The following is a 25,297-nucleotide window of genomic DNA, read 5'->3' on the forward strand; positions in this document are numbered from 1 at the left end:
CAGCAAAAAGGCCGCCCGGGGAGCCCCGAGCGGCCTTCTTGTCTCTCTATGTAGAAGAAGAGCCTACCGCACCGGCGTGTCGGCCAGCACCGACGCCCCGCCGGGCGCCGCCCGCAGGCGGGCCTTGGCCATCTCGTCCAGGATCGCCTGAGAGCGCGGATCGCCCATCACCCAGGCCGCGGCCGCCAGGGTCTTGGCCGAGGTCTCCGAGACGCCCAGGAAGCGCTCGAAGGCCTCGAACGGCGAGGGCGCGCCGTCCATGCGCTTGAGGCGCACGTCATCCTTCAGCTTGGCCAGCGACCTGGCCTTGTCGACGGCGTCGTAGAAGCCGCCCAGCTGGTCCACCAGGCCCAGTTGCTTGGCCTGCTCCCCCGTCCAGACGCGGCCCTTGGCGATCTCACGCACGCGCTCGGGCGGCAGCTTGCGGCCCTCGGCCACGCGGCTGATGAAGCCGGCATAAATGCGGTCCATCCAGCCGGCGAACTTGGCGCGCTGGTCGGGCGTGAAGCCCTCGGCCGAGCCGAAGGCCTGCGAATAGTCGCCGCCGACATGCAGGTCCTTGGTGTCGACGCCGAAGCGGGCCAGGGCGTCGCCGATGGCGAACTTGCCGCCATAGACGCCGATCGAGCCGGTCAGGGTCGAGGGCTCGGCGACGATCGAGTCGGCCTGGCTGGAGATCCAGTAGCCGCCCGAGGCCGCGTACGTGCCCATGCTGACCACGACGGGCTTGCCGGCCGCCTTGGCGCTCTTCATGGCCGCCAGGATCTGCTCCGAGGCCGTGTCCGAACCGCCGGGCGAGGAGACGCGGAAGACGATCGCCTTGACGTCCTTGTCGTCGGCCGCGTCCTTGAAGGCCTTGGCCACCTCGTCCGAATAGACGTTGCTGTCGCCGCCGAACGGCGAGCCGCCGCCGCCCGCGCCGGTGACGATCGCGCCCTCGGCGCCGATCACCGCGATGGCCGGACCGGTCTTGACCGGGGTCGGCTTGGAGCGGCTGGCATAGTCGTCGAAGTCGACCAGCTTGGCGCCCTTGCCGGCCTTGTCCAGGGCGAAGGCCTGGATGTCGCTGACCTGGCCGACCTTGTCGATCAGGCCCTTGGCTTGCGCTTCCTGGGCGCTGTAGGGGCCGTCTTCCAGCGTCTTGATCAGCAGGGCCGGGTCGCGCTTGCGATCGACGGCGGCGCTGGTCAGGGCGGTGCGATAGACCGAGCCCATCCACGACAGCGTCGATTCCCGGTGGGCCGGGGTGTAGTCGCTGTAGAGATAGGGGTTCACGGCGTTCTTGTACTCGTAGCGCTGCTCGTACTCGGCCTTGACGCCGTACTTGTCGAAGAAGCGCTTGAAGAACATCGCCTCGGACGAGACGCCGACCGCCTGGAAGCTCGAATCCGGCTGCATCCAGAACTCGCTGGTCGCCGCGCCCAGCATGTAGGTCGAGGTGACCATGCCGGAGGGATAAAGGCCCTGGCTGTGGGCGTAGATCGGCTTCTTGCCGACCTCGCGGAAGTGCTTGAAGGCCAGGCGCAGCTCGTCGGCCGCCGCCGGGGCGACGCCGCCCTCGGGCAGGCGCACCAGCACGCTCTCGACCTTGTCGTCCTTTTCGGCCCGGCGCAGCGTCTCGATGATCGACATCACCGAATCCCCGCCGCCGCCGAAGGCCGCGAACGGGCTCTTGGGCTCCTGGTCGGTCAGGCTGTCGCGCAGATCCAGCTGCAGCACGGTGTGGGTCGGGACGGGCGCGGGCCGGGCGGCGCCGGCGGCCATCACGATCAGCAGGAAGGGCACTCCGACCACGAACAGAAGAAGGCCGACGAAAACGCCGGCGACGGTCAGGAAGAACTGCTTCATCGGAGGTCCTGGCTAGCGAAACCGGAAACAAGCTAACCGGTGTTCGGGTTGCGACCAAATGAAGAGCGCGCAACGAATCTCGGCAACACGCGCAGATGGCGCATGCAAAGGCTCGGCGCCGCTTTCGCGGCGCCCAAGCTTATGAATTTTAGGCTGTTTTCCCGCCTCTGGTTGGCGAGGAGATAATGGTCGGAGTGGCAGGATTTGAACCTGCGACCCCTGCGTCCCGAACGCAGTGCTCTACCAGACTGAGCCACACTCCGACTTGGAGGCCGGCCTTATAGGGGGCGGTTTCGGAGGGCGCAAGCGCCTTTTTTGAGGTTCGTGTGACGGCCCGAAAAAAGTTCTGAAATGGGATGTTGCATCCATCCGAGTCGTGGGCTATCTCCACCGCCTCGCCGAGCCCTGACGGGTTTCGCCGTTCCTGCTGGGGAATGGTGTAATGGTAACACTGCGGTTTTTGGTACCGTCATTCTAGGTTCGAGTCCTAGTTCCCCAGCCACTTCCTCCCGAGATCCAAGACTAGATAGAGCGCCCGCCGACGCGGCTTGTTGGCTCGCCCCATTCAGGTTCTCTCTCGTCTTGGCGTCGTCTTTCTCGTCGATCGAAACTTGCCGGGCCAGCGAGGCTCGCGCGCGGCCCCGGCCGGTTAAGCTTGGCTGCGTGATTGCATTGGCGGCGATGAACCGCCCCTGCGCCTTTGATCTTCCGGTCCAAACGTTCCGCGCTCAGGTGCAGATAAGAAACGACCGGATCGAGGGCGGTGTCGGCCGCCGAACTGTGATCACATCGAGCCTTCGGCATGCGGTATTTGTGGTTTTGTGCTCGATAAACCACAAGTCCAGTTCGCAGTTGCGAGATAGATGTGCACCCGTAAGGGTTTAGCGGCTGATTCAGCGCCTGATAACAGCGTTGTCGGCGATATAGTTGACGAAAATTCGCCTCGTTGAACGGGCTCAACGACAGTCAATTGTTACGGTAAGTCACGAATTAAAGCAGAATCTGGGCTCGAACTACTTGTGTTTTCGAGGTGAGGGTGTATTTGCGAAAACACTAGGGGAATGGAGTTGTATCGTGGAAGACAAGGCTACCCTGATCGAGCTGACCGCCGAAATCGTGGCCAACTACGTGGCCAATAACGTCACGCCAGTTTCGGAACTTCCGGCGCTTATCCGCGCCACGCACGACGCTCTGGCTGGTATTGGCGCGCCGCCCGCGCCGACCGTCGAAGCGGTGAGCAAGGCCACGCCGGCCCAAATTCGCAAGAGCATCACCCCCGAAGCCCTGATCAGCTTCGAGGATGGCAAGCCCTACAAGACGCTGAAGCGTCACCTGACCACCCACGGCATGACCGTGGCCGAGTACAAGGCCAAGTGGGGCCTGCCCAACGACTATCCGACGACCGCGCCCGCCTACAGCGAAGCGCGCTCGCAGATGGCCAAGGCCCTGGGCCTGGGCCAGGGCGGTCGCAAGGGCAAGGCCCCGGCGCGCGGCCGCAAGGGCTGATCGGCTCTTAACAGCCTGCTGAAAAGCGAAAAGGGGACGCGGCGGGCGTCCCCTTTTTTTGTGCCTGGAATCCGTGAACTCACTGTCCCACCCAAGCTGTCTCCCTAGGCTTTATGCCTAGGGCCCATCGTTCCGCTGTCCGGGCTGTGGAGTAGTGTGTGCCCACGCTAGCGGCGCACACTTGCATGCGTTGAGCCCGGCCGCACCATGGGTCCTCGCCACAAGGGCGAGGAAGGCAATTGAGGGATCGGGCCGAAGTTTAAGCCACGCCCCGGGTGTCGTGTTCAGCGACCGCGTCCAGCGACAGCACCTTGGCCAACGCCTCGACCAGGCGCGGGATCTCGACGGGCTTGGGCACCAGGGCGTCCATGCCGGCCTCGGCATAGAGCGAGCGCTCGTGAGTCAGGACGCTGGCGGTGACGGCGATGATCGGGGTGCGGGGGCGGCCGGTGCGCTTCTCGCCCGCGCGGATGGCCTGGCTGGCCTGCACGCCGTCCATGACCGGCATGTGCACGTCCATCAGGATCGCATCCCAGCGGTCCTTTTCCCACATGGCCACGGCTTCCTGGCCGTCGACCGCGAAATGGCCGTCGACGCCCAGGTGATGCAGCAGGGTCAGCAGAACGGCGCGGTTGGTCTGGTTGTCGTCGACCACCAGGATCTTGGGCGCGGCCGCGTCGTCGAGCTCGGGCGCGGTGATGTCCAGGGCGGGCGCGGCCGGGGCCTCGGCCACGACGCGCGGCATCGGCACGGCGATCGAGAAGCGCGCGCCGCCTTCGGGCGAGGGGGAATGGGCGATCGTCCCGCCCATCAGTTCGACCAGCGTCTTGCAGATCGCCAGGCCCAGGCCCGAGCCGCCGGCGCGGCGCGTGCTGGAGGCGTCCAGCTGCGTGAACTTGGTGAAGAGTCGGTCGCGCTGGTCCTCGGGGATGCCGCTGCCGGTGTCGATCACTTGCGCGGTGAGGCCGTAGACGTCGCCGTCGACGATCACCCGCACGCCGCCGCTCTCGGTGAACTTCACGGCGTTGGAGATCAGGTTCGACAGCACCTGGCGCAGGCGCTCGGCGTCGCCCAGGCGCCAGCCGGCCGCGCCCGGCGCGACCTCCAGGCTGAAGTCCAGGCCCTTGTCGCGGGCGAGGCCTCCATAGAGCTGGCGCAGGGCGTCCAGGTGGATGGGCAGGTCGAACGGGGCGGGCGAGATGTCCATCTTGCCGGCCTCGATCTTGGAGATGTCGAGGATGGCGTTGATCACGGACAGCAGCGACTGGCCCGAGGCGCTGATGGTGTCCAGGCGGCGGCGCTGGTCGGGCTCGAGCGTGCCGGCCGCCATGATCTGGGCCATGCCCAGCACGCCGTTCAGGGGCGTGCGGATCTCGTGGCTCATGGTGGCCAGGAACTCGGTCTTGGCGCGGTTGGCGGTCTCGGCGGTCAGGGCCAGGTCCTGGGCCTCGGTGCGCAGGCGGCGGTTCTCGGTCAGCTCGCGCTCGAGTTCGGCGTTCAGGGCCTCGCTGGCCAGGCGCGCGCGCACCTCCCGGCCGACGACGCCGCGCATCAGGGCCGACATGCCGGCGGCGGCGAAGGCGCCGGCCACGCCGACATACAGAAACTGATTGACCAGGTCCTCGGGGACCTGGCGGGTCATGACGATGAGGCCCGCGATGGCGGTCGTGGCGCTGATCAGGGCCACGCGCCGGCTGGGGGCCGAGGTCGCGAAGACCAAAGCCATCAGCACGAAATAAACGAGCTTCTGGGCCTCGAAGTGCAGGGTCTGGTAGGCCAGGGTGTTGATGAAGAACAGGGCGTTCATGCCCAGGGCCAGGGCCTCGAGCGGCAGGCCCATGATCTTGCCTTTGCGCAGGACGGCCCAGGCGCCGACGGCATACAGGCAGGCGACGACCGCCAGGCCTTCCAGAACGACCAGGGCCAGGCCCTTCTCGTAGAAGGGATGGGATAGACTGATCAGCGCATAGTAGACCGAGGTCGCGAGCAGGTAGCCGCGCACGATGGGCACGTAGGCCTGCATCAGCGCGACCTTGGTGCGCCGCCTCTCCTCAGTCTTCGAGCCTTTCAAGACCTGTCCCCAGCCTTCCCTCGCCAAGTAGACTAGCGGAGACTGGTTAAGCCTTGTTTCGAATGACGATTTTTTACAATTGCTAGACGCCGCTAAGTTGCATTCCGGGCGCGTCGGGAGGGGTGTCGCCACCGCCGTTCAGCGAACGTTGCATCCAGACCAGGTCGACCCAGCGGCCGAACTTGTGGCCCATGCTCGGGAAAACGCCTTGTTTCTCAAAGCCTAGCGAGGCGTGCAGGCCGATCGAGGCTTCGTTGCCGCTGTCGCCGATCACTGCGCACATTTGCCGCAGGCCCAAAGCTTCGCAAGACGCGATCAGGGCCGTCAGCAGAGCCTTGCCGACGCCTTTTCCCACGGCTTCGGGTGAAACATAGACGCTGTCCTCGACCGTGAAGCGGTAGGCGGCGCGGAGGCGGAAGGGGCCGGCATAGCAGTAGCCCAGCACCTGGCCGTCCAGTTCGGCGACCAGATAGGGCAGGCCGCGATCGAGGAAGGCCGCGCGGCGGCGGCCCATCTCGGCCTGGTCCGGCGGGACTTCCTCGAAGGTGCCCAGGCCGTTCAAGACGTTCCAGGCATAGATGGCGGTAATCGCCGGCAGGTCGGCGTCGGTGGAGGGGCGGATCACTACGGACATCTAAAACCCTCTCCCTGTGGGAGAGGTGGCCCGCAGAGCCGGAGAGGGGAATGGCCCCGCCGGCAGAACTTCCCCCTCCGTCCGCTTCGCGGACACCTCCCCCGCTAGGGGGAGGATCTCAATACGCAAACTCACTTGGTCCAACCCTTGTCCACCGCCCACACCGCGAAGGCGTAGTCCAAGGCGATCTCTTTCAGGAAGTCAAAGCGTCCCGACGCGCCGCCGTGGCCGGCGTCCATATTGATCTTCAGCAGCACAGGATTGCCGCTGGTCGTGGCGGGGCGCAGCTTGGCGACCCACTTCTCGGGCTCCCAGTAGGTGACGCGGGGGTCCGACAGGCCGCCGGTGGCCAGCACGGCCGGATAGGGCTTGGCCGAGACGTTGTCGTACGGCGAGTAGCTGGCGATGTAGTCGTAGGCCTCCTTGTCCTCCAGCGGATTGCCCCATTCGGGCCATTCCGGCGGGGTCAGGGGCAGGCTGGTGTCGCTCATCGTGTTGACCACGTCGACGAACGGCACGGCGGCGATGATGCCTGCGAACAGGTCCGGCCGCATGTTGGTGATCGCGCCCATCAGCAGGCCGCCGGCCGAACCGCCGTAGGCCACGGTATTGGCGGGCTTGCCGTAGCCGGCCTTATGCAGGTGCTCGGCGCAGGCGATGAAGTCGGTGAAGGTGTTCTTCTTCTTGAACTTCTTGCCGTCCAGGAACCAGCCCCAGCCCTTTTCCGAACCGCCGCGCGGGCAGGCCGTGGCCCAGATCCAGCCGCGGTCGACGAGGGAGAGGTTCCGGATCGAGAAGCTGGGCTCCATGGCGATGCCGTAGCTGCCATAGCCGTACAGCAGCAGCGGCGCCGAGCCATCCAGCTTGGTCCCCTTCTTCATCAGGATGAAGATCGGCACGTCGGTCCCGTCGCTGGCCTTGGCGTTCAGGCGGCGGGTCTCGTAATGGGCCGGATCGTGGCCCGAGGGGATCTCCTGCGTCTTGCGCAGGGTGCGCTGGCGCGAGGCCATGTCGTAGTCGAACCACTGCCGGGGCGTGGTCATCGAGTTGTAGACGAAGCGCAGGTTGTCGGTGTCGTACTCGTAGCCGCCTTCCAGGCTCAGCGCATAGGCAGCCTCGTCGAAGGCGATGGCGTGCTCGGCGCCGTCAGCGGCGGTGACGGTGACGCGGTTCAGGGCGTCGACCTTCTCCAGGCGCACGAACCAGCGCTTGAAGGCCATGGTCCCGGAGATCAGGCGGCCCGGCTGATGGGCGATCCAGTCCTTCCAGTTCGCCTTGCCGGTGGCGCCTTCCGGAGCCGTGACCAGCTTCCAGTCGACCGCGCCGTCGGCGTTGGTGCGCACCACCCAGTGGTCGTTCCAGTGCTCGGGCTCGTAGCGCAGGCCCACCTCGCGCGGATGGAAGACCACCGGCGTCGCGGTCGGCGTGGCGGCGGGGATGATCAGCGCCTCGCTGGTCTCCTGGTTGCCGCACGAGATGACGATGAACTTCTCCGACGCGGTCAGGCCGACGCCGATGAAGAAGCCTTCGTCCGGCTCGTCATAGATCAGCACGTCGTCCTTGGCCGTCCCCTTGGTCGGGCGGCGATAGATCTTGGCCGGACGGCCGTTGTCGTCGCGGAAGGTCCAGTACAGCCACTGGCTGTCGGGCGAGAAACAGAAGTCGCCGGTGGTGCTTTCGACGGGGCTCTCCAGCACCTTGCCGGTCGCCAGGTCCTTGACGTGGATGCGATAGACTTCCGAGCCCTGGGCGTCGACGGCGTAGGCGTACAGCTTGTGGTCCGGCGAGTGGCTGGCCGCGCCGACCTGGTAGAAAGCTTTGCCTTTCGACTCGGCTTCTTCATCCAGCAGGATCTCTTCGGAACCGCCACCGTTCGGCTTGCGGGCATGGATCGGATGCTGCGCGCCCTTCTCGAAGCGCGTGTAATAATCAAACGGACCGTCTTTCGCGGGCACCGAGGCGTCATCTTCCTTGATGCGCCCCTTCATCTCCGCGAACATTTTTTCTTGAAGAGCCTCCGTCGAGGCCAGCATGGCCTTGGTGTAGGCGTTCTCGGCCGTCAGGTGCACCTTGACGTCGGCCTTGATCAGCGACGGGTCGCGCAGGACCTTCTGCCAGTTGTCGTCCTTCATCCAGGCATAGTCGTCGGTGCGGCTGCGTCCCAGCTGCTCGATGGTCTTGGGGATCTTCTTGGCGACCGGCGGGGTAGGGCGAGCGGCGTTTTGCGCGGACATGGGCGATCCGAAAGCTGTTCCAGACAAGATTACGGGGGATGACGTAAGCGCTGCGGCGGCGCTCGTCATCAGGCGTCGACGATCCATGCGCAAAATTCCCCCGTAACCCAACACAACGCGCAAGTGCGGCAGAACGACAACTTGCGGCGCGAGAATCCTGTGGTCAAATTCACTCAGCAGTCGGGCGACTAACAGTAGCGAAGCGTAACAAGGGGGCGATATGGCGTGGGATCTGTCCGTCGACCTGATCAAGGCCACGGTTCAGCTTGAACAACCGCTTGGCGACGGTTCGCGCACCGTCGGCACGGGCTTCCTGATTTCCGATCCCACCCCGGACGGCAAGCCGCGCACCATCCTGATCACCGCCGCCCACGTCTTCGAGAAGATGCCGTCGGTGTCGGCCAAGATCGGCTACCGCATCGAAGGTGACGGCGGCGTCTGGCGCTTCGATCCCGAGACCCTGAAGATCCGCGACGGCGACCACCCGCTGTGGACCAAGCACCCGACCCGCGATGTCGCGGCCATGGTGGTCGAGGCCCCGCCTGAGTTCGTCAAGGCGGCGATCCCGATCAAGTACCTGGCCCAGGACGACACCTTCAACCAGTACAACCTGGGTCCGGGCGACGAGATGATGGCGCTGGGCTTCCCGCGCGGACTGTCCGCCAACCCGGCCGGCTTCCCGATCCTGCGTTCGGGCCGCGTGGCGAGTTATCCGCTGGCCCCGGCGACCAACTTCCCGACCTTCCTGATGGACTTCTCGGTGTTCCCCGGCAATTCGGGCGGCCCGGTGTTCATGGCCGAGGGCGCGCGCCGCCGGCCGGGCGCCGCCGAAAGCCAGGAGGTCCAGTTCGTGGCCGGCTTGCTGACCCAGCAGGTCGAGCTGTCGGGCGAGCGCCTGGAGATCGGCATTGTCACTCACGCCAAGTTCATCCGCGAGACCTTGGCCATCCTGGACAAGATCCCCGGCGCGCCCGTGACCCAGGCAAGGCTGGCCAAGCCTGAGCAGAGCATCCCCGGCGCCATCCCCGCGGTGGCGGTTTCGGCCATGGCGATGGGCGCTTCACACTAGGAAATTCCCGGAACCCGGCGCGGTCTCAGCCCGTTTCTTCTGCAACGCAATAACGCGAAACAGCAGGAGTTCAGCCATGAGCACCAACCGTGTTGAAGGCGCTATCGACAAGGCCGCGGGCGCCGTCAAGGAAGGCGTCGGCAAGATGACCGACAACGAACGTCTGGAAGCCGAGGGCGCCGCCCAGAAGGCCAAGGGCGACGTCCAGAACAAGGTCGGCAAGGTGCAGGACAAGATCGGCGACGCGATCAAGCACTGAACACCGGGTTATGACTAAAGAAAGCGGCCGCCGGGGTGACCCGGCGGCCGTTTTGTTTGTTCTCGCCTCAACCCCAATCCCCGTCTCCTCGGCGAAAACCGGGGCCCAGATTCATCCGGAACGGTTGGGGTGTTCGCGATCGGGCGTCTGCCACACTCACGACAGCCCCTGGGTTCGATCTGGGCCCCGGCTTTCGCCGGGGAAACGGGGGAGGGGGAAATAGGGCGCTCAGCGCCGCCTCACTTCACGATCCCATCCACTGTCTGCCGCGTCACCGCATGATACAGCGGCCGGGTCTGCCCATAGATCCGCTTGGCGATCGGCTGGCCCCAGTCGCCCTGCGCCATCAGGTCCTTGAACAGCGGCGCCACGAACTTGCGGCGACCTTGCTCCGTCAGGAACGCCTCCAGCGATGCCACCGCCGACTGGTAGCGATTGGCGACGGCCAGTTCCAGCCAGACGAAGCGGATCTCGCTGTTGCCCTGGGCGTCCAGGCCAAAGGCCTTGTCCAGCACCTCCAGGCGTTCGTTGGACAGCTTGCGCGGCAGGCTGGCGATGAAGCGGGTGCGTTCGGGCGTGCTCCAGGCCTTCCACTTGGCCAGCGGGGCGGGACCGCCTTTGGCGTAGGCTGCGGCCAGCGCGTCCACCGCCGGGAAGGCGGCCGACTTCACATGCACGGCGTTGTTGGGCAGGCCGACCTCATAGACCCACTTGTCGATGCCGATCTGGGCCTCCAGCTTGGCGTCGCCCTTGATCAGGTTCTGGCGCAGGTCGGCGACGAAGCCGGCCGTGGTCTGGCTCTGGAAGGCGTGGCGGGCAAAGTAGCTCTTGAGATAGGCGTCCCAGCGCGGGCGGCCGACGGCCTTTTCGATGGTGCGCAGGAAGGTCGCGCCCTTCTGGTAGGCAATGTCGGTCATGCCGTCGTCGGGATCGCGACCGGTGAGATCCAGGTGCAGGCGGGTGTCGGCGCCGCTCAGACCGCCGGCGTCGGCGATGGCGGCCTGCAGGTCGCTCCAGCCCAGATCGGCCAGCATGTCGGCGCGCGGCTTGCCGTACAGCCGCTCCATGATCCGGTTCTCGAAATAGTCGGTGAAGCCCTCGTTCAGCCAGAAGTCCGACCAGGTGGCGTTATTGACCAGGTTGCCCGACCACGAGTGCGCCAGCTCGTGCGCCACCAGGCTGACCAGCGAGCGGTCGCCGGCGATGATGGTCGGGGTGGCGAAGGTCAGGCGCGGGTTCTCCATGCCGCCGAACGGGAACGACGGCGGCAGCACCAAGAGGTCGTAGCGACCCCAGGCATAGGGCCCATAGAGGCTCTCGGCGGCGGCGACCATCTTCTCGACATCGACCAGCTCGTTGGCCGTCTTCTTCATCACCGACGGCTCGGTATAGACGCCGGTCCGCTTGCCCAGCGGGGTGAAGGTCAGGTCGCCGATCGCGATGGCGATCAGGTACGAGGCCACCGGCTTGTCCATCTTGAAGCGATAGGCGCGGCTGCCGTCCTTGAGCGGTTCGCCGTTGGGCGTCAGCATCTGTGCGCTCATCACCGCTTTCAGGCCCTTGGGCGCGACGATGCGGGCGGTCCAGGTCTGGCGGATGCCGGGGCTGTCCTGGGTGGGGATCCAGCTGCGATTCAGGATCGCCTCGCCCTGGCTGAACAGGTACGGGCTCTTCTTGCCGGCGGTCTGGGAGGGCGTGAGCCACTGCAGGGCCGCGCCGCCCGGGGCGCTGTCATAGCTGACGATGATGCGCTTGGCGCCATTGAGCGTCACGGTCAGCGGCGCGCCCAGGATTGGATCGGCCTTGCCCACCGTCCACGTCAGGGCCTGGCCTCGCGGGTCGGTGACGCCGTGGATGACCAGGCCCTTGGTGTCGAGGATCACCTCTTTCGCGTCCGGCGCGGCGGCGATGTCGAGGGCGGCCGTGCCGGTCATCTTCTGACCGGCGAAGTCAGCGGTCAGGTCCAGGTCGACATGGGTGACGCGGGCGACCAGCGGCTGGGCGTAGGAGTGGATGTCCTTGGCCTCGGCCGTCTTCAGGATGGCGGGAACCGGAGGGGTCTGGGCGAGGGCGGGCAGCGCCGCCCCGCTCAGCAGGAGCGACAGCAGAACGGCGCGGCCACGGGCTTTGAAGGTCATGGATCATCCCTGAGCTAAGGGACGTCTAATGCGCCCTCACGCGCCGTCTAGGAAGCCCTCGCGAAGGCCAGGATGTCCGCGTTCAGCCGCTCGATGTGGGTAAACATCAGGCCGTGCGGCGCGCCCTCGTAGACCACCAACTCGGCGTTCGTGGCCAGGGCCGCGTAGCGCTTGCCGCTGGTCTCCAGCGGGGTCGAGACGTCCTTGTCGCCCTGGATGATCAGCACCGGAACCTTGAGGTTCGGGATCTCGGGCCGCAGGTCGGCGGTGGTGGCGGCGCGGTTGCACTCGACCAGCGCCTTGGTCGTCGTCCCCAGCATCAGGCCGCGCACCCAGTCCATCATCTCGGGCGAGGTGTCCGGCGTCACGAACGGGCGGGCGTTCTCCTCCAGCCAACGAGGATAGTCGCGCAACAGAACGTGGGTGCGGAAGGCCTCGAACATGGCGGGCGGCAGGCCGGTGGGGTTGTCGGCCTTGTGCGCCGGGCAGGGGGCCAGCGGGGCCAGCAACAGCACCTTGGCCACCCGCGCGCCGCCGTGGCGGCTGAAGTAGCGCACCACCTCACCGCCGCCGATCGTCGATTACGCCCCAGGTAATGGCGGCGGCGCGCGGGTCGCCCTAGCTTGCGGGGCATGAACACCGCGACCCTCACCCCGACCATTGGCGAACGCCTGCGCGACTGGCGCCAGAAACGGCGGCTGAGCCAGATGGACCTGGCGCTGGAGGCCGAGATCTCGACGCGGCACCTGTCGTTCCTGGAGACCGGCCGCGCGACGCCCAGCCGGGACATGGTGCTGCGGCTGGCCGAGCACCTGGAGGTTCCCTTGCGCGAACGCAACGCCCTGCTGCTGGCCGCCGGCTTCGCGCCAGTGTTCCCCGAGCGGTCCTATGACGACCCCGGCCTGGCCGCCGCCCGCACGGCGGTGGAGGCGGTGCTGCACGCCCACATGCCGTTCCCGGCCCTGGCCATCGACCGCCGATGGATCATGTTGGCCAGCAATGCGGGTCTGGCCCCGCTGCTGGCGGGCGTCTCGCCCAAGCTGCTGGAGGGCCCGGTCAACGTGCTGCGGGTCAGTCTGCATCCCGAGGGCGTCGCCCCGCGCATCGCCAACCTGGCCGAATGGCGCGGCCATATCCTGTCGCGCCTACGCCGCCAGCTGGCCGAGAGCGGCGACGCCGAGTTGGCCGACCTGATCAGGGAGCTGTCGGCCTATCCCGGCGGCGAGGCCCATCCCCGCGCCGGCGAAGGCCTGATCGCCGCGCCGCTGCGCCTGAAGACGCCGGGCGGCGAGCTGTCTTTCTTGTCGGCCACCATGACCTTCGGCTCGCCGCTGGACGTGATGGTGTCGGAGCTGGCGATCGAGACCTTCCTGCCGGCCGATGCGGCGACGGCGAAGGCCCTTCAGTCTCTTTAGTTGGCGCGTGACGGGCGCCGAAACCGGCGTCCACTTTCGGCTGTCACGCTTAGACCTCTTCGTAGGTCGCGGCGTAGTCGACCGGGAAGTTCACCGAGCGGGCGATGAAGCAGACCTTGTGGATCTCGTGGTGCACGGCGTCGGCCTTGGCCAGGTCAGCGCCGCGCTGGACCAGGATGTGGGGTTTGAGTGTCGCCGAGAGGAAGCGGCCCGCGCCATCGGGCGTGCTTTCGCCAACGCCGATCGGCTGGTCGCGATAACCTTTCACCACGATGCCGGCGTTGCTGGCCAGGTGCAGGTACCACAGCATATGGCAGGCGCTCAGCGACGACAGCAGCAGGTCTTCGGGGTTGTGCAGGGTCGGGTCGCCACCCAGCAGCGGGTCGTTGGAGCAGTTCACCACCGGCTTGCCCGGCGTCGCGATATTCCAGGTGCGATCATAGCCGCGATAGGTGCGCGTGCCCTCACCCCGGTCGCCGGTCCACTCGATCAGGCAGGTATAGTCGTGCTGCTTGGCCATCTAGCGCTCCTGTGGAGGGACGTCCTTCAGCCGCGCGGTCATGGCGGCGATCTGGTCCCGGCTCCAGCGCGTGTACTTGCGGTCCGTACCGGCCGGATGGAAGCCCAGGCCGAGTGAAATATGCGGATGATGATAGGCCTGCTTCGGCCGGATCGGCCGCGCGCTTAGGCCGCCGCCACAGGTGGGGCAGACGTTCTGGAGAACGTTGTCCGCGCACTCGGCGCAATAGGTGCACTCGTAGCTGCAGATGCGGGCGTTCAGGGCGTCCGGGGCGAGGTCGACGTCGCAAAGTTCGCAATTGGGGCGGAGTTCGAGCATGGGGCTTGGCTAGCGCGTGCGGGCTGTGCGCGAAATGACGGCTATCCCTTAAATCCTGCCAACTCCCATCTGCCTCCCTAGGCCTTGTGCCTAGGGCCCATTGTTCCGCTACCCAGGCCAGCGCCGGAGCGCTGCCACGATGGCGGAGCGCTCCGATTGATGCCGCGCCTGGCGGATCCATGGGTCCTCGCCACAAGGGCGAGGAAAGCAATTATGGGATTGCAGGGAAGCGAGCGCCTACGCCCCGTAGATCACCGAGATCGTCTCAGCCACGCAGGCCGGGCGTTCTTCGCCCTCGATCTCGATGGTGCACTCATTCTTCATCTGCAGGCCGCCCGACTTGGGCTCGGCAGAGAGCAGCTTCTGGCGCATGCGCACGCGCTTGCCGACCCGGACCATGCCGGTGAAGCGGACCTTGTCGCAGCCATAGTTGATGCCGCGCGTGACGCCGGTGACGCGCAGGATGTCGGCGCCCAGCATCGGGATCAGGGACAGCGTCAGGTAGCCGTGGGCGATCGGGCCGCCGATCTCCTTGGTGGCGCGCTCGACGTCGACATGGATCCACTGGTGGTCGCCGGTGGCCTCGGCGAACAGGTTGACGCGCTCCTGGGTGACCTCGACCCAGTCGGACACCCCGATCTCCTGACCGACCAGGCTGGCGACGTCGGCGTAGGTGACTTCCTTCATGACGTTTTCTCTCCCTCGAACAGTTGTTTGATGGATGGCATGGGAGGGGAGGTAGGGCAAGCTTGCGAGCCCTCTAAAACCCGATCTTCCCGGCGAAAGCCGGGACCCAGATCTCAAAGCGCTTGGGCTGATTGGAGGGGCGCGGAGCTTTTAGAAACCACCCCGGCGTTCTTCCATCTGGGCCCCGGCTTTCGCCGGGGAGATCGGAATTCTAGGACAAGGTGCTGACCACCAGCCAGACATTGGCCGCCGAGATCACCACGAACAGGAACCAGGCGACGATCCTGGTGGTCCAGCCATTGGCGAACGGCCCCATCAGCGCCTTATCGTCGGTGAAGCGCAGCAGCGGCCAGATGGCGAACGGCAGCTGGGCCGAGAGCACCACCTGGGTCAGCACCAGCAGCTTGCCGACCGAGTGCTCGCCCAGGGTCAGCACGCCGATCAGGGCCGGGATGATGGCCAGGCCGCGGGTGATCAGTCGGCGCTGCCAGCAAGGGATCTTCAGGTCCAGGAACCCCTCCAGGATCACTTGGCCGGCGATGGTGCCGGTGAAGGTCGAGCTCTGGCCCGAGGCGAACAGGGCGACCGCGAAGAGAATGCCCGCCAGCACCCCGCCGGTGACGGGCGCCAGCAGCTTGTGCGCTTCCTCGATGCCGGCCACTTCGGTCAGTCCCGTGCCGTGGAAGGCCGAGGCCGCCAGGATCAGGATGGCGGCGTTGATCAGCAGGGCCAGCAACAGCGACACGACGGTGTCGATGGTCGAAAGCTGGATGGCGGCGCGCTTGCCGGGCTCGTCGGCCGGGACCACGCGCGTCTGCACGATCGCCGAGTGCAGATAGAGGTTATGCGGCATGATCGTCGCGCCCAGGATGCCGATGGCGAGGTAGAGCGCGTTGCCCTGTTGCAGGGCCGACAGCGACGGAACCAGCCCGCGCGCCACGTCGCCGGCATTGGGCGGGGCCAGGATCAGCTGCACCAGGAAGCAGATCCCGACCGTCGAGATCAGGCCCAGGATGATGGCCTCCAGCTGCCGGAAACCCTTGCCCTTCAGGCCCAGCACGATGACCGTGTCCAGCGCCGTCAGCAGCACCCCGGCCCACAGCGGGATGCCCAGCAACAGCTTGAAGGCCAGGGCGCTGCCCAGCACCTCGGCGATGTCGCAGGCGATGATGGCCAGCTCGGCCAGCAGCCACTGGACCTTGACCGCCTTCGGCCCGAACCGTTCGCGCGACATGCGCGCCAGGTCCTTGCCGGTGACCAAGCCTAGCCGCATCGACAGGGTCTGCAAGACGATGGCCGCCAGGCTCGACAGCACCACCACGAACAGCAGGGACGTGCCGTAGCGCGATCCGGCCTCGATGTCGGTCGCCCAGTTGCCGGGGTCCATGTAGCCGACGCTGACCAGCAGCCCCGGCCCGGCTACCCGCAGCATGCGTTTCCACGCGGGCAGGCCGTCCGGAACGATGACGGCGCCGCGCACCTCAGCCGGACAGAACGGGGCGGTGGCGGTCTTGGGGAGGCGGGCGAGCAGGCTGGCGAACATGGGGCCTAGTTAGGCGCTGCCGGCCAAGCTTGTCAGCCCTTGCCAGCCAATTGGGCGGCCAGCTTGGCGTCCAATGCGGCGCGATCGTTCAAGAACCAGACTTGCTGGCCCTTGTTCGACTCGTAGACGAAGTCGCGCAGGCTATGGCTGGCCTCGATCCGGGCCGAGATGTCGCCGATGAAGGCAAGGCGCATGCGGTAGTTGGTGAACTTCTGGATCACCTCGCCGGCGATGCGGGTCGACAGGTCCAGGAAGCCGTCGGTCAAGCGCTCGACCGGTACGGCGACGAGGTCGGCCTGCGCGCTCCAGGCGTCGCTGAGCAGGTCATTGGCGGTGGTCGCGTCCAGCGGCGGACCCTCAGTGGGGACGAACAGGATCTTGGTCATGGCCGGCAGATAGGCGCGGAGGGCTCAGCTTTCCAGCACGGCGCGCGCATCGGCGGGCAGCAGGCTGACGGCCTGGTCGAGCAGTTCTCGCCAAGCCTCGCCGCGATCGCGGGCCTCGGCATAGGCGTCGCGCAGGGCGAAGGGGTCGTCTTGGCTGAGGGCGTGGATCAGGGCCTGGGCCTGTTCCAAGTCCTTCCGCCGCTTCGGGTTCGCCTGGCTGCGCTTGCGCGAGATGATCAGCTTGTGGACCGCGTAACGGGCGGGCGTGGGCACGCGCACCAGCACGCCGTCGCCGTGCAGCACGGCGGCCTCGACGGTCTCACGCAGCAGGAAGTCCATGAAGCGCAGCGGCGTGGCGTCGGTGTTCAGGGCGTCCAGCCGCGAGGTCTCTTCGTCGCCGGCGTGGCGGCTGGTGGTGAGCACATCGACCGCATAGCCGTCGGGCGTGCGGTAGGCGGCGCTCTTGCTCGGATCCAGCTTGGGAACGGGTGCGAAGGTCGGATCAGCCGCGCGCAGCACGTCGAGAAAGGACCGGTCGAGACCATCGTCGATGGTCACCGAGATTCCGTAGTCCTGGGCGATGTCGAGGTCGCCGGTTCGCACGGCTTGTGCGGGCAGGAGGAAGCCCAGGCTGGCGCCGTAGGTCTGGAAGGCGACCGTGCCGACCACGGCTGCGCGCAGCCGGAACACGCCGGCCTGGGCGAGGGCGGTCAGGATACGGCCTGTCCGTTCATCGGGCGCGTGCAGTCCGGCGGCGCGCAATGAGCGGACCAGCAGGCGACGGCCCTCGGCTGCGCCCTTCACTGACTTGGCGCGTTCGATGGTGGCGAGAAGGTGCGGTGTCTCGAGGCCCAAATAGCGCTCGGGGCGTTCGCCCTGTGTCTGCCGTGAGCGGACGTACCAGTAGAAGCGGCCCTTGCGCTCGCGACGCAGGAAGCTGGCGCCCTCGCCAAACTCGGCGATGCCCGCTGCGCGGAGCTGGTCCAACAGCTCGGCGACGTTGGTATGGATCGCCAGGGGAAGGCGTTGCAGGGTCACGAGATCACCGTTGCCACCACTTTCTATATAGTGGTGGCAACTAACTTAAAAATCAAACGGTAGCGTTCGATTAAACGATCCGGCTCTCGCCCTTGCCCCAGTACGCATCCCGGATCAGCCGCTTGTAGAGCTTGCCCGTCGGATGCCTCGGCAGCTCCGCCATGAAGTCGATCCGCCGGGGCGACTTCACGTGGCTGAGATTGGCGCGGGCGAAGGCCATCAGTTCGGCGGCGAGTTCGTCGTGGTCCTCGCCCTGGTCCATGGGCTGGATGACGGCCACGACCTTCTCGCCCATCTCCTCGCACGGCGCGCCCACGACGGCGGCGTCGGCGACCTTGGGGTGGGTGATCAGGAGGTTCTCGATCTCCTGCGGATAGATGTTCACCCCGCCCGAGATGATCATGAAGCTCTTGCGGTCGGTGAGGTAGAGATAGCCCTCTTCATCGGCCCAGCCCACGTCGCCCAGGGTCGTCCAGCCGTGCTTGTTGTAGCTCTCGGCGGTCTTGTCGGGGGCGTTGTGGTAGTTCACCGCCGGGCCGTTAGCGAAGTAGACCGTGCCCTCGGTGCGCGGCGGCAGGGCGTCGCCGTTCTCGTCGCAGATGCGCAGCTCGCCCAGCACCGCCTGGCCGACGGATCCCTTGTGGGCCAGCCAGTTGTCGGAATTGATCCAGCAGAAGCCGTTGCCCTCGGTGCCGGCGTAGTACTCGTAGATCACCGGGCCCCACCAGGCGATCATCTGCTCCTTGACCGGCACGGGGCAGGGGGCGGCGGCGTGGACCGCCGACTTCATGCTGGAGACGTCGTACTTGGCCCGGACCTCTTCCGGCAGTTTCAGCATCCGCACGAAGTGGGTCGGGACGAACTGACCGCAATTGACCTTGTGCTGCTCGATCAGGGCCAGGGCCGCCTCGGGCTCGAACTTCTCCATCACGATCACTGTGCCGCCCAGCTTGTGGACGGTCATGCACCAGCGCAGCGGCGCGGCGTGATAGAGCGGGGCGGGCGAGATGTAGACGCTGTCGCCGGAAAAGCCGAACAGGCCCTGGGCCATCATCTGCAAGGCGTTGGGCGCGTCGATCGGGCCGCCGTTCAGGGCAGGCTTCACGCCCTTGGGCCGGCCGGTGGTGCCCGAGGAATACAGCATGTCCGAGCCAGCGCTCTCGTCGGCGATCGGCGTGGTCGGCTGGCCGGCGAAGGCCGCGCCCAGGTCGGCATAGGGGCCATGCGTGCCGCCGACGGCGTAGAGCACCAGGCCCGGAACCAGCGCCGCGACCTCGTCGATCAGCGGCCGCATGGCGATGGAGGTGACAAACACCTTCGCCCCGCAGTCCTTCAGGATGTACTCGACCTCGCCGGCCGTCAGCTTGGTCGAGACGCAGACGAAATACAGCCCCGCCCGCTGCGCCGCCCAGGCGACCTCGAAGAAGCGGGCGTTGTTCTCCATCAGGATGGCGATGACGTCGCCTTGGACGAGCCCGAGCGAGCGGAACAGGTGCGCCCCCTGGTTCGACCGCGCGTCCAGCTGGGCATAGGTCACGACCTCGCCCGAGCCAGCCATGACATAGGCCGGCTTGTCGCCTTGGGCCTGGGCGTGGAGGTAGGGGTGCATCGCGATACCTCTTCTTGAACTGTCATCCCGGACGGCCGAAGGCCGAGCCGGGACCGCCGGAAGCTCTGAGTTTGCTGCGGTCCCGGCTCTTCGCTGCGCTGCGGCCGGGATGACAGCGAGTGTTAAGCGGCCATCGTCTCTTTCGCCGCCTCACGGATCATGTCGCTGGCCTTCTCGGCGATCATGATGGTGGGGGCGTTGGTGTTGCCCGAGACCAGGCGCGGCATGACCGAGGCGTCGACGACGCGCAGGCCTTCGACCCCGCGCACGCGCAGCTGCGGATCGACCACGGCCATCGGCCCGTGGCCCATCTGGCAGGTGCCGACCGGGTGGTAGATCGTCGAGCCGCTCATGCGCGCGTAGCCCAGGAGCTGCTCGTCGGTGGCGAACTCGCCGCCCGGATTGATCTCGCTGTCGACATAGGGCGCGAGCGCCGGAGCCTGGCCGATCTTGCGGCCCCACTTCAGGCCCGCCACTGCGACCTCCTGGTCCAGCGGGTCGGACAGGTAGTTGGCGAAGATGGTCGGATAGACGCTCGGATCGGCCGACTTGATGCGGATATGCCCACGGCTTTCGGGGCGCAGCTGGCAGGGGGCGATGGTCAGGCCGGGGGCGTCCTCCAGCTCCATCTTCTGCTCGTTGACCAGCTTATCCAGGTCCATGGTCGCGGGCAGGATGTGGAACTGGATATCCGGGCCAGACAGATCCGGGCGCGACTTGCAGAAGGCGGCGATGTGGGCGGCCGACAGGGTCAGCAGGCCCTTGCGCTGGAAAAGGTAGCGCAGCGCCTCGCCAGCCAGGCGGCCGCCCTTGGACTGCTCGTTGACCGAGACGACGCCGGCCTTAAGCCGATAGCGCACGCTCATGACGTAATGGTCCTGCAGGTTCTCGCCGACGCCGGGCAGGTCGTGGACCACGTGGACGCCGTTGCGGATCAGCAGCTCGGCCGGCCCCACGCCCGACAGCTGCAAGAGCTGCGGCGAGTTGATCGCCCCGCCGGCCAGGATCACCTCTCCCCGCGCCTTGGCCACGCGCTTGACGCCGTTCTGGGTGAACTCGACGCCGGTCGCGCGGCGGCCGTCGAACAGGATGCGGCCGGCCAGGGCGTTGGTCTCGACCCGCAGGTTGGGCCGGTTCATGGCCGGGTGCAGATAGGCCACCGCCGCCGAGCAGCGCTGGCCGTTCTTGACCGTCAGCTGGTAGTAGGTCGCGCCTTCCTGCGACGAGCCGTTGACGTCGTCATTGCGCGGGATGCCGGCCTGCTCGCAAGCCTCGATCACCGCGTCCGAGACCGGGTGCTTGGTGGTGACGTCCGAGACGTTCAGCGGGCCGCCCGTGGCATGCCAGTCGCAACCGCCGCGCTCCTGGTGCTCGGCCCGGCGGAAGTAGGGGGCGACGTCGTCCCAGCCCCAGCCCTCGCAGCCCAGCTGCCGCCAGCCGTCATAGTCGGCGTGCTGGCCGCGGATATAGAGCAGGCCGTTGATCGAGGACGAGCCGCCCAGCACCTTGCCGCGCGGCCACACATGGGTGCGGCCGCCGGTGCCGGGGTCGGGCTCGGTGGTGTAGAGCCAGTTGACCTTGGGATCCTTCAAGGTCGACGAGTAGCCGACCGGGATGTGAATCATCAGGTTCGAGGCGAACTGGCCGAGGTTCTTGGTCGGGCGATCGTCGCCGCCGGCCTCCAGCAGCACGACCTTGAATTTGCCGCCCTCGGACAGCCTGGCCGCCAGTACGCAGCCGGCCGAGCCCGCGCCCACGATGACGTAGTCGGCCTCGATGATCCCGGTCATCGTCTCTCTCCCTTCGGCTTCCGCGTGTGACCCGCGTGATCGCCGTTCAGTTTGGAGCATGCGCCCAGGTTCCGGGATCGCGCAAGTTGCCGTCGCGGCGCCGTTCCTCCGGCGCGTTTCCGGGGTATCGTCGCGTCCAAAGAACGGTGCTCTGGGAGGCGCGATATGGACCTGATCAGCCAGACGGTGGTGGACGGCCTCGCCGGCCCCGGGGCGCCGCCGACCTATCCGACGCTGAGCGGCGTCGACCTCGCCGACATCTTCCGTTTCACGCAAGGACAGCCCTGGGCCGACTTCGCGCGGATGCGTGAGCAGGCGCCGGTCATGTGGCACGCCGAGCCGTTCAACGGTCCCGGCTTCTGGGCGCTGACCAAGTACGACGACGTCCAGCGGGTGAACGGCGATCCGGCGACCTTCTCTTCCCAGCGCGGCGGCATCCTGATGTCGATGGGGCCGCCCGAGAAGCGCCATGCCCTGCTGTTCCGGGCGTCGATGGACACCATGATCAACCTCGACGCGCCGCATCACCTGCAGCTGCGTCGCGAGCACATGCCCTATTTCACTCCGGCCTACTTGCGCGGCCTGACCGAGCGGGTGCGGGGTGAGATCACGCGCTTGCTCGACGAGATGGAGCCGCTGCTGGCCGACGGGGCGCAGATCGACATGGTCGAGCATTTCAGCTCGATCCTGCCGCTGTTCACCCTGTGCGAGATCCTGGGCGTGCCCCCCGAGGACCGGCCCAAGTTCCTCAAGTGGATGCACTATCTGGAACGCGCCCAGGACCTGGCGGTGCAGAACGCCGCCGCGCCGGTCGCGCCGACGCTGGAGCTGATGCAGTTCGTCCAGGACTTCAACAACGGCGTCGAGGAGATGTTCGACTACGGCCGCACGATGCTGCTCAAGCGTCGCGAGGATCCGAAGGAGGACCTGATGACCGCCATCGCCCGGGCCCAGGTCGACGGGGCGCTGCTGGCTGATGAGTATCTGGACGGCTCGTGGCTGCTGATCGTGTTCGCCGGCAATGACACGACGCGGAACACCCTGTCGGGCGCGATGAAGCTGCTGACCGAGTTCCCAGGCCAGAAGCAGAAGCTAATCGACGATCCGTCGCTGCTAGGCGGGGCGGTGGACGAGTTCATTCGCATGGTCAGCCCGGTGATCTATATGCGCCGCACGGCCACCGCCGATGTCGAGGTCGATGGCCAGCTGATCCGCGAGGGCGAGAAGGTCGTCATGTACTACGGCGCGGCCAATCGCGATCCGGCGATGTTCCCCGATCCCGACCGGCTGGATGTCACCCGCGCCAACGCCGGCAAGCACATCGCCTTCGGCTACGGCCCCCACACCTGCATCGGCAAGCGCGTGGCCCAGATCCAGCTGGAGGAAGCCTATCGGCAGATCCTGGCGCGGTTCCCCGACCTGACGTGGACGGGCGAGATCGAGATCGCGCCGAACAACTTCGTGCACGCGATCAGCAAGCTGGGGGTGAGACGGGGATAGTCCCTTTCCCGTTTCCCCGGCTTTCGCCGGGGAGATCGGATTTGGGAGGGTTCGAAGTTGCCCTCAATTCATACACATGTTTGGATTATCCCAAACCACGAGGACCCGCCCCATGTCGCAGCCCACCTTCGAGACCATCCTGTACGACGTCGAGGACGGCATCGCGACAATCACCCTGAACCGCCCGGACCGGATGAACGCCTTCACCGCCCGGATGATGAAGGACATGATCGAGGTGTTCGACATCACCGACGCCGACGACGCGGTGAAGGCCGTGATCATCACCGGCGCGGGCCGGGCGTTCTGCGCCGGGGCCGACCTGGGCGGTGGCGGCGGCACCTTCGATCGCAGCTCGCCCCAGGCCGTCGAGCGTGAAGAGGGCAAGGTCGGCGACGTCTATCGCGACGGCGGCGGCCGCGTGACCCTGCGGATGTACGACAGCCTGAAACCCATCATCGGCGCCATCAACGGCGCGGCGGTCGGCGTGGGCGTGACCATGCAGCTGCCGATGGACATCCGCCTGGCCTCGACCGAGGCCAAGTTCGGCTTCGTCTTCGCCCGCCGGGGCATCAATCCCGAGGCTGCTTCGTCCTGGTTCTTGCCCCGCCTGGTCGGCCTGCAAACGGCGCTGGAGTGGTGCTACACCGGCCGCGTCTTCCCGGCGTCCGAGGCGCTGGAGAAGGGTCTGGTCCGCTCGCTGCACGCGCCCGACGAGCTCCTGCCCGCCGCCCGCGCCCTGGCCCGCGAGATCGCCGACAACACCGCGCCGGTCTCGGTGGCCCTGACCCGCCAGCTGCTGTGGCGGATGGCCGGAGCTTCGCATCCGATGGAGGCCCACAAGGCCGACAGCCGCGCCATCCAGTCGCGCGGCGCGTCCGGCGACGCCAAGGAGGGCGTGACCTCGTTCCTGGAGAAACGCTCGCCGGTCTATCCGAACAAGGTCTCGACCGACGTGCCGGACATCTGGCCGGAGTGGGAAGAGCCGGAATTTCGATAAAGCCTCCTCTCCCGTCTTCCCGGCGAAAGCCGGGACCCAGATCGAACCCACGAATGCTGGAGCCATGGCTGGGATTGCTGGCGCGTCATCCCAAACCTCTCGGGATGGATCTGGGCCCCGGCTTTCGCCGGGGAAACGGATTGGAGGATGCGTAAACACGCCGCGCCCCCGCTCATCACCCGTTAAGCACGATCTGCTCTTGTCGATCGGATGAATGACGCCGCGCGGACATCGCCGTTCGAAGAGCCGGAGGCCCCCAAGGCCGCGCCGCGCTCGCGCTCGGCCCTGCTCAAGCGCCTGGCCGACGTGGTGTGCCTGCCGACCAGCCGGATCAACGCCTTCGAGCGCTCGATGACCGCCGACCTGCTGGTCGAGATGCTGCGCGACGCCAATGTCACCGAGCGCGAGAAGGTCGCCCGCCGCCTGGCCATGCTGACCGAGATGCCGGGCGTGCTGGCGCGTCTGCTGCTGCGCGACGAGCTGCCTGTCGCTCGCGCCCTGCTGGTCGAGGCCGAGAAGCTGTCGGACGCCGACCTAATCGCCTGCCTGTACCAGTCGACCACCGATCACCGCCGGCTGATCGCCCAGCGGCGCGGCGTCAGCGAGGTGGTCGCCGACGCCCTGATCGACATGGCCGAGCCGCCGGTCATCGAGACCCTGCTGCGCAACGAGCTGGTCAAGTTCAGCCACCAGGGCGTGGAGAACATCGTCGCCGCCACGCGCGACAACCAGTACTTGATCCCGCTGCTGCTACGCCGCGCCGAGCTGCGGCCCAGCCACGCCTACGTCATGTTCTGGTGGGCCGACGCCGAGGCGCGCAAGACCATCCTCCAGCGCTTCGCCGTATCGCGCGAGATCCTGCAGGACGCCGTCGGCGACGTCTTCGCCCTGGCCTCGGCCGAGGGCTGGCAGGACCCGCTGTCGCGCAAGGCCCTGCAGTTCATCGAGCGCCGCCAGCGCAACCGCGCGGCCATCGCCAAGAGCCCGTACAACAGTCTCGACGAGGCCGTGGCCGCCGGCGAAACGGGCATCACCCGCGAGATCGCCGAGGAGATCTCGTACCTTTCGGGCATGAAGCCGATGACCGGCGCCAAGATCTTCACCGATCCGGGCGGCGAGCCTCTGGCTATACTGTGCAAGGCCACCGGCCTGCCGCGCAACTGCGTGCGCCAGCTGTGGCGCGGCCTGCGCCGGCAGGAAGTCGATCGCAGCGGCGCCCTCGACCACGCGCTCGAGCGCGTGCTGACCGTCTACGACATGGTCGCCGTCGACCGCGCCCAGACGGTGCTGAGGTACTGGAACTGGTCGCTGACCTCGGCCCTGACCCCGGCCCTGCTGAAGGCCATCCGCGAGGGCGACGAGGCCGCCGTCGACGAATACTCGGCTCCGCAGCGCGCCGCGATGCTGGCGCTGTCACGGGATTTTGGCCGCTAGAGCCCTCTCGGAAGCGCTCCAACTCCCAATATTTGAGGCGTGTTTCGAGGGTGAAATCCCGCACACCTTCAACCGGCGCGCTCTAACATCGGAATATCGTTGGTTTTTCGACCACGCTGCTTGTGATCCTTCAGGAACTCAACCTCCCTTACTTGACGCCCGGCTGGTTGAGCCGGTTGAGCGAACACTGGATTATTACGGGCGATCTCTTGATTGGTCCGTATTGCCCGCCGCTTGCAACTTTTGTATGCAGCCCTCGACTGATCAGTGAATCAGTCGCGTAAAAAAGATTGGCTTACGG

The 25,297-nt window shown here is 66.7% G+C and carries 20 protein-coding genes, 2 tRNA genes and 1 pseudogene; 8 read left to right on the forward strand and 15 right to left on the reverse strand.

The window, feature by feature from the left end:
* Positions 1-63: 63 nt before the first annotated feature.
* Both sppA and J7528_RS02695 read right to left on the reverse strand, forming a co-directional pair.
* Positions 64-1,848 (reverse strand): signal peptide peptidase SppA, encoded by a 1,785-nt coding sequence (gene sppA, locus J7528_RS02690; protein ID WP_291871047.1) that lies wholly within the window; start codon positions 1,846-1,848, stop codon positions 64-66.
* A 186-nt stretch (positions 1,849-2,034) separates the two neighbouring features.
* Positions 2,035-2,111 (reverse strand) — tRNA-Pro (locus J7528_RS02695).
* A gap of 165 nt (positions 2,112-2,276) precedes the next feature.
* On the opposite strand from J7528_RS02695, the gene J7528_RS02700 reads away from it, so the two are divergent.
* Positions 2,277-2,350, forward strand: a tRNA-Gln gene (locus tag J7528_RS02700).
* Between the two features lie 572 nt (positions 2,351-2,922).
* Entirely contained in the window at positions 2,923-3,354 is a 432-nt protein-coding gene (locus tag J7528_RS02705) for a MucR family transcriptional regulator (protein ID WP_291871050.1), read from the forward strand.
* A gap of 259 nt (positions 3,355-3,613) precedes the next feature.
* Here J7528_RS02705 and J7528_RS02710 read toward each other — a convergent pair whose 3' ends face one another.
* From J7528_RS02710 to J7528_RS02720, 3 genes are all read right to left on the reverse strand, one after another.
* Entirely contained in the window at positions 3,614-5,425 is a 1,812-nt protein-coding gene (locus tag J7528_RS02710; protein WP_291871052.1) for an ATP-binding protein, read from the reverse strand.
* A gap of 82 nt (positions 5,426-5,507) precedes the next feature.
* Positions 5,508-6,059 carry a GNAT family N-acetyltransferase gene (locus tag J7528_RS02715; protein WP_291871054.1) on the reverse strand — a complete coding sequence of 184 codons (552 nt, stop codon included), beginning with the start codon at positions 6,057-6,059 and terminating at the stop codon, positions 5,508-5,510.
* Positions 6,060-6,190: 131 nt separating this feature from the next.
* A complete protein-coding gene (locus J7528_RS02720; RefSeq protein ID WP_291871056.1) occupies positions 6,191-8,380 on the reverse strand; it encodes a S9 family peptidase in 2,190 nt (729 codons plus the stop codon).
* A 133-nt stretch (positions 8,381-8,513) separates the two neighbouring features.
* On the opposite strand from J7528_RS02720, the gene J7528_RS02725 reads away from it, so the two are divergent.
* Positions 8,514-9,362, forward strand: coding sequence for a serine protease (locus J7528_RS02725; RefSeq protein ID WP_291871058.1), 849 nt, complete (start codon positions 8,514-8,516; stop codon positions 9,360-9,362).
* A 76-nt stretch (positions 9,363-9,438) separates the two neighbouring features.
* Positions 9,439-9,635: pseudogene (locus J7528_RS02730) on the forward strand (CsbD family protein).
* Between the two features lie 225 nt (positions 9,636-9,860).
* On the opposite strand, the gene J7528_RS02735 reads toward J7528_RS02730, so the two are convergent.
* Entirely contained in the window at positions 9,861-11,759 is a 1,899-nt protein-coding gene (locus J7528_RS02735) for a M1 family metallopeptidase (RefSeq protein ID WP_291871060.1), read from the reverse strand.
* A gap of 47 nt (positions 11,760-11,806) precedes the next feature.
* Entirely contained in the window at positions 11,807-12,319 is a 513-nt protein-coding gene (locus tag J7528_RS02740; protein ID WP_291871062.1) for an alpha/beta hydrolase, read from the reverse strand.
* 72 nt (positions 12,320-12,391) lie between these two features.
* Here J7528_RS02740 and J7528_RS02745 point away from each other — a divergent pair, with 72 nt between their 5' ends.
* Positions 12,392-13,174, forward strand: a complete 783-nt coding sequence (locus tag J7528_RS02745; RefSeq protein ID WP_291871064.1) for a helix-turn-helix transcriptional regulator — start codon at positions 12,392-12,394, stop codon at positions 13,172-13,174.
* 49 nt (positions 13,175-13,223) lie between these two features.
* On the opposite strand, the gene J7528_RS02750 is transcribed toward J7528_RS02745, so the two are convergent.
* From J7528_RS02750 to J7528_RS02785, 8 genes are all read right to left on the reverse strand, one after another.
* A complete protein-coding gene (locus J7528_RS02750) occupies positions 13,224-13,694 on the reverse strand; it encodes an OsmC family protein (RefSeq protein ID WP_291871066.1) in 471 nt (156 codons plus the stop codon).
* Complete coding sequence (locus J7528_RS02755) at positions 13,695-14,012, reverse strand: DUF1272 domain-containing protein (RefSeq protein WP_291871068.1); 318 nt, start codon at positions 14,010-14,012, stop codon at positions 13,695-13,697.
* A gap of 237 nt (positions 14,013-14,249) precedes the next feature.
* On the reverse strand, positions 14,250-14,699 hold the full coding sequence (locus tag J7528_RS02760) for a MaoC family dehydratase (RefSeq protein WP_291871070.1): 450 nt from the start codon (positions 14,697-14,699) through the stop codon (positions 14,250-14,252).
* Between the two features lie 211 nt (positions 14,700-14,910).
* Positions 14,911-16,242, reverse strand: a complete 1,332-nt coding sequence (locus J7528_RS02765) for an Nramp family divalent metal transporter (RefSeq protein ID WP_291871072.1) — start codon at positions 16,240-16,242, stop codon at positions 14,911-14,913.
* A gap of 32 nt (positions 16,243-16,274) precedes the next feature.
* Positions 16,275-16,628 carry a DUF4180 domain-containing protein gene (locus tag J7528_RS02770; protein WP_291871074.1) on the reverse strand — a complete coding sequence of 118 codons (354 nt, stop codon included), beginning with the start codon at positions 16,626-16,628 and terminating at the stop codon, positions 16,275-16,277.
* A 24-nt stretch (positions 16,629-16,652) separates the two neighbouring features.
* Positions 16,653-17,666 (reverse strand): GSU2403 family nucleotidyltransferase fold protein, encoded by a 1,014-nt coding sequence (locus J7528_RS02775; protein WP_291871075.1) that lies wholly within the window; start codon positions 17,664-17,666, stop codon positions 16,653-16,655.
* A gap of 70 nt (positions 17,667-17,736) precedes the next feature.
* The gene (locus J7528_RS02780; protein WP_291871077.1) at positions 17,737-19,275 is read right to left on the reverse strand and encodes an acyl-CoA synthetase; all 1,539 of its coding nucleotides are present in this window, start codon (positions 19,273-19,275) and stop codon (positions 17,737-17,739) included.
* 122 nt (positions 19,276-19,397) lie between these two features.
* Positions 19,398-21,065 (reverse strand): choline dehydrogenase, encoded by a 1,668-nt coding sequence (locus J7528_RS02785; RefSeq protein WP_291871079.1) that lies wholly within the window; start codon positions 21,063-21,065, stop codon positions 19,398-19,400.
* Positions 21,066-21,230: 165 nt separating this feature from the next.
* Here J7528_RS02785 and J7528_RS02790 point away from each other — a divergent pair, with 165 nt between their 5' ends.
* The 3 genes from J7528_RS02790 to J7528_RS02800 all read left to right on the forward strand — a co-directional run bounded on the left by J7528_RS02790 (position 21,231) and on the right by J7528_RS02800 (position 24,996).
* Entirely contained in the window at positions 21,231-22,565 is a 1,335-nt protein-coding gene (locus tag J7528_RS02790) for a cytochrome P450 (protein ID WP_291871081.1), read from the forward strand.
* Between the two features lie 112 nt (positions 22,566-22,677).
* A complete protein-coding gene (locus tag J7528_RS02795) occupies positions 22,678-23,562 on the forward strand; it encodes a crotonase/enoyl-CoA hydratase family protein (RefSeq protein ID WP_291871083.1) in 885 nt (294 codons plus the stop codon).
* Between the two features lie 210 nt (positions 23,563-23,772).
* A complete protein-coding gene (locus J7528_RS02800; RefSeq protein WP_291871085.1) occupies positions 23,773-24,996 on the forward strand; it encodes a DUF2336 domain-containing protein in 1,224 nt (407 codons plus the stop codon).
* Positions 24,997-25,297 lie beyond the last annotated feature (301 nt).

It is taken from the genome of Caulobacter sp., assembly GCF_017744445.1.
GTDB lineage: Bacteria > Pseudomonadota > Alphaproteobacteria > Caulobacterales > Caulobacteraceae > Caulobacter.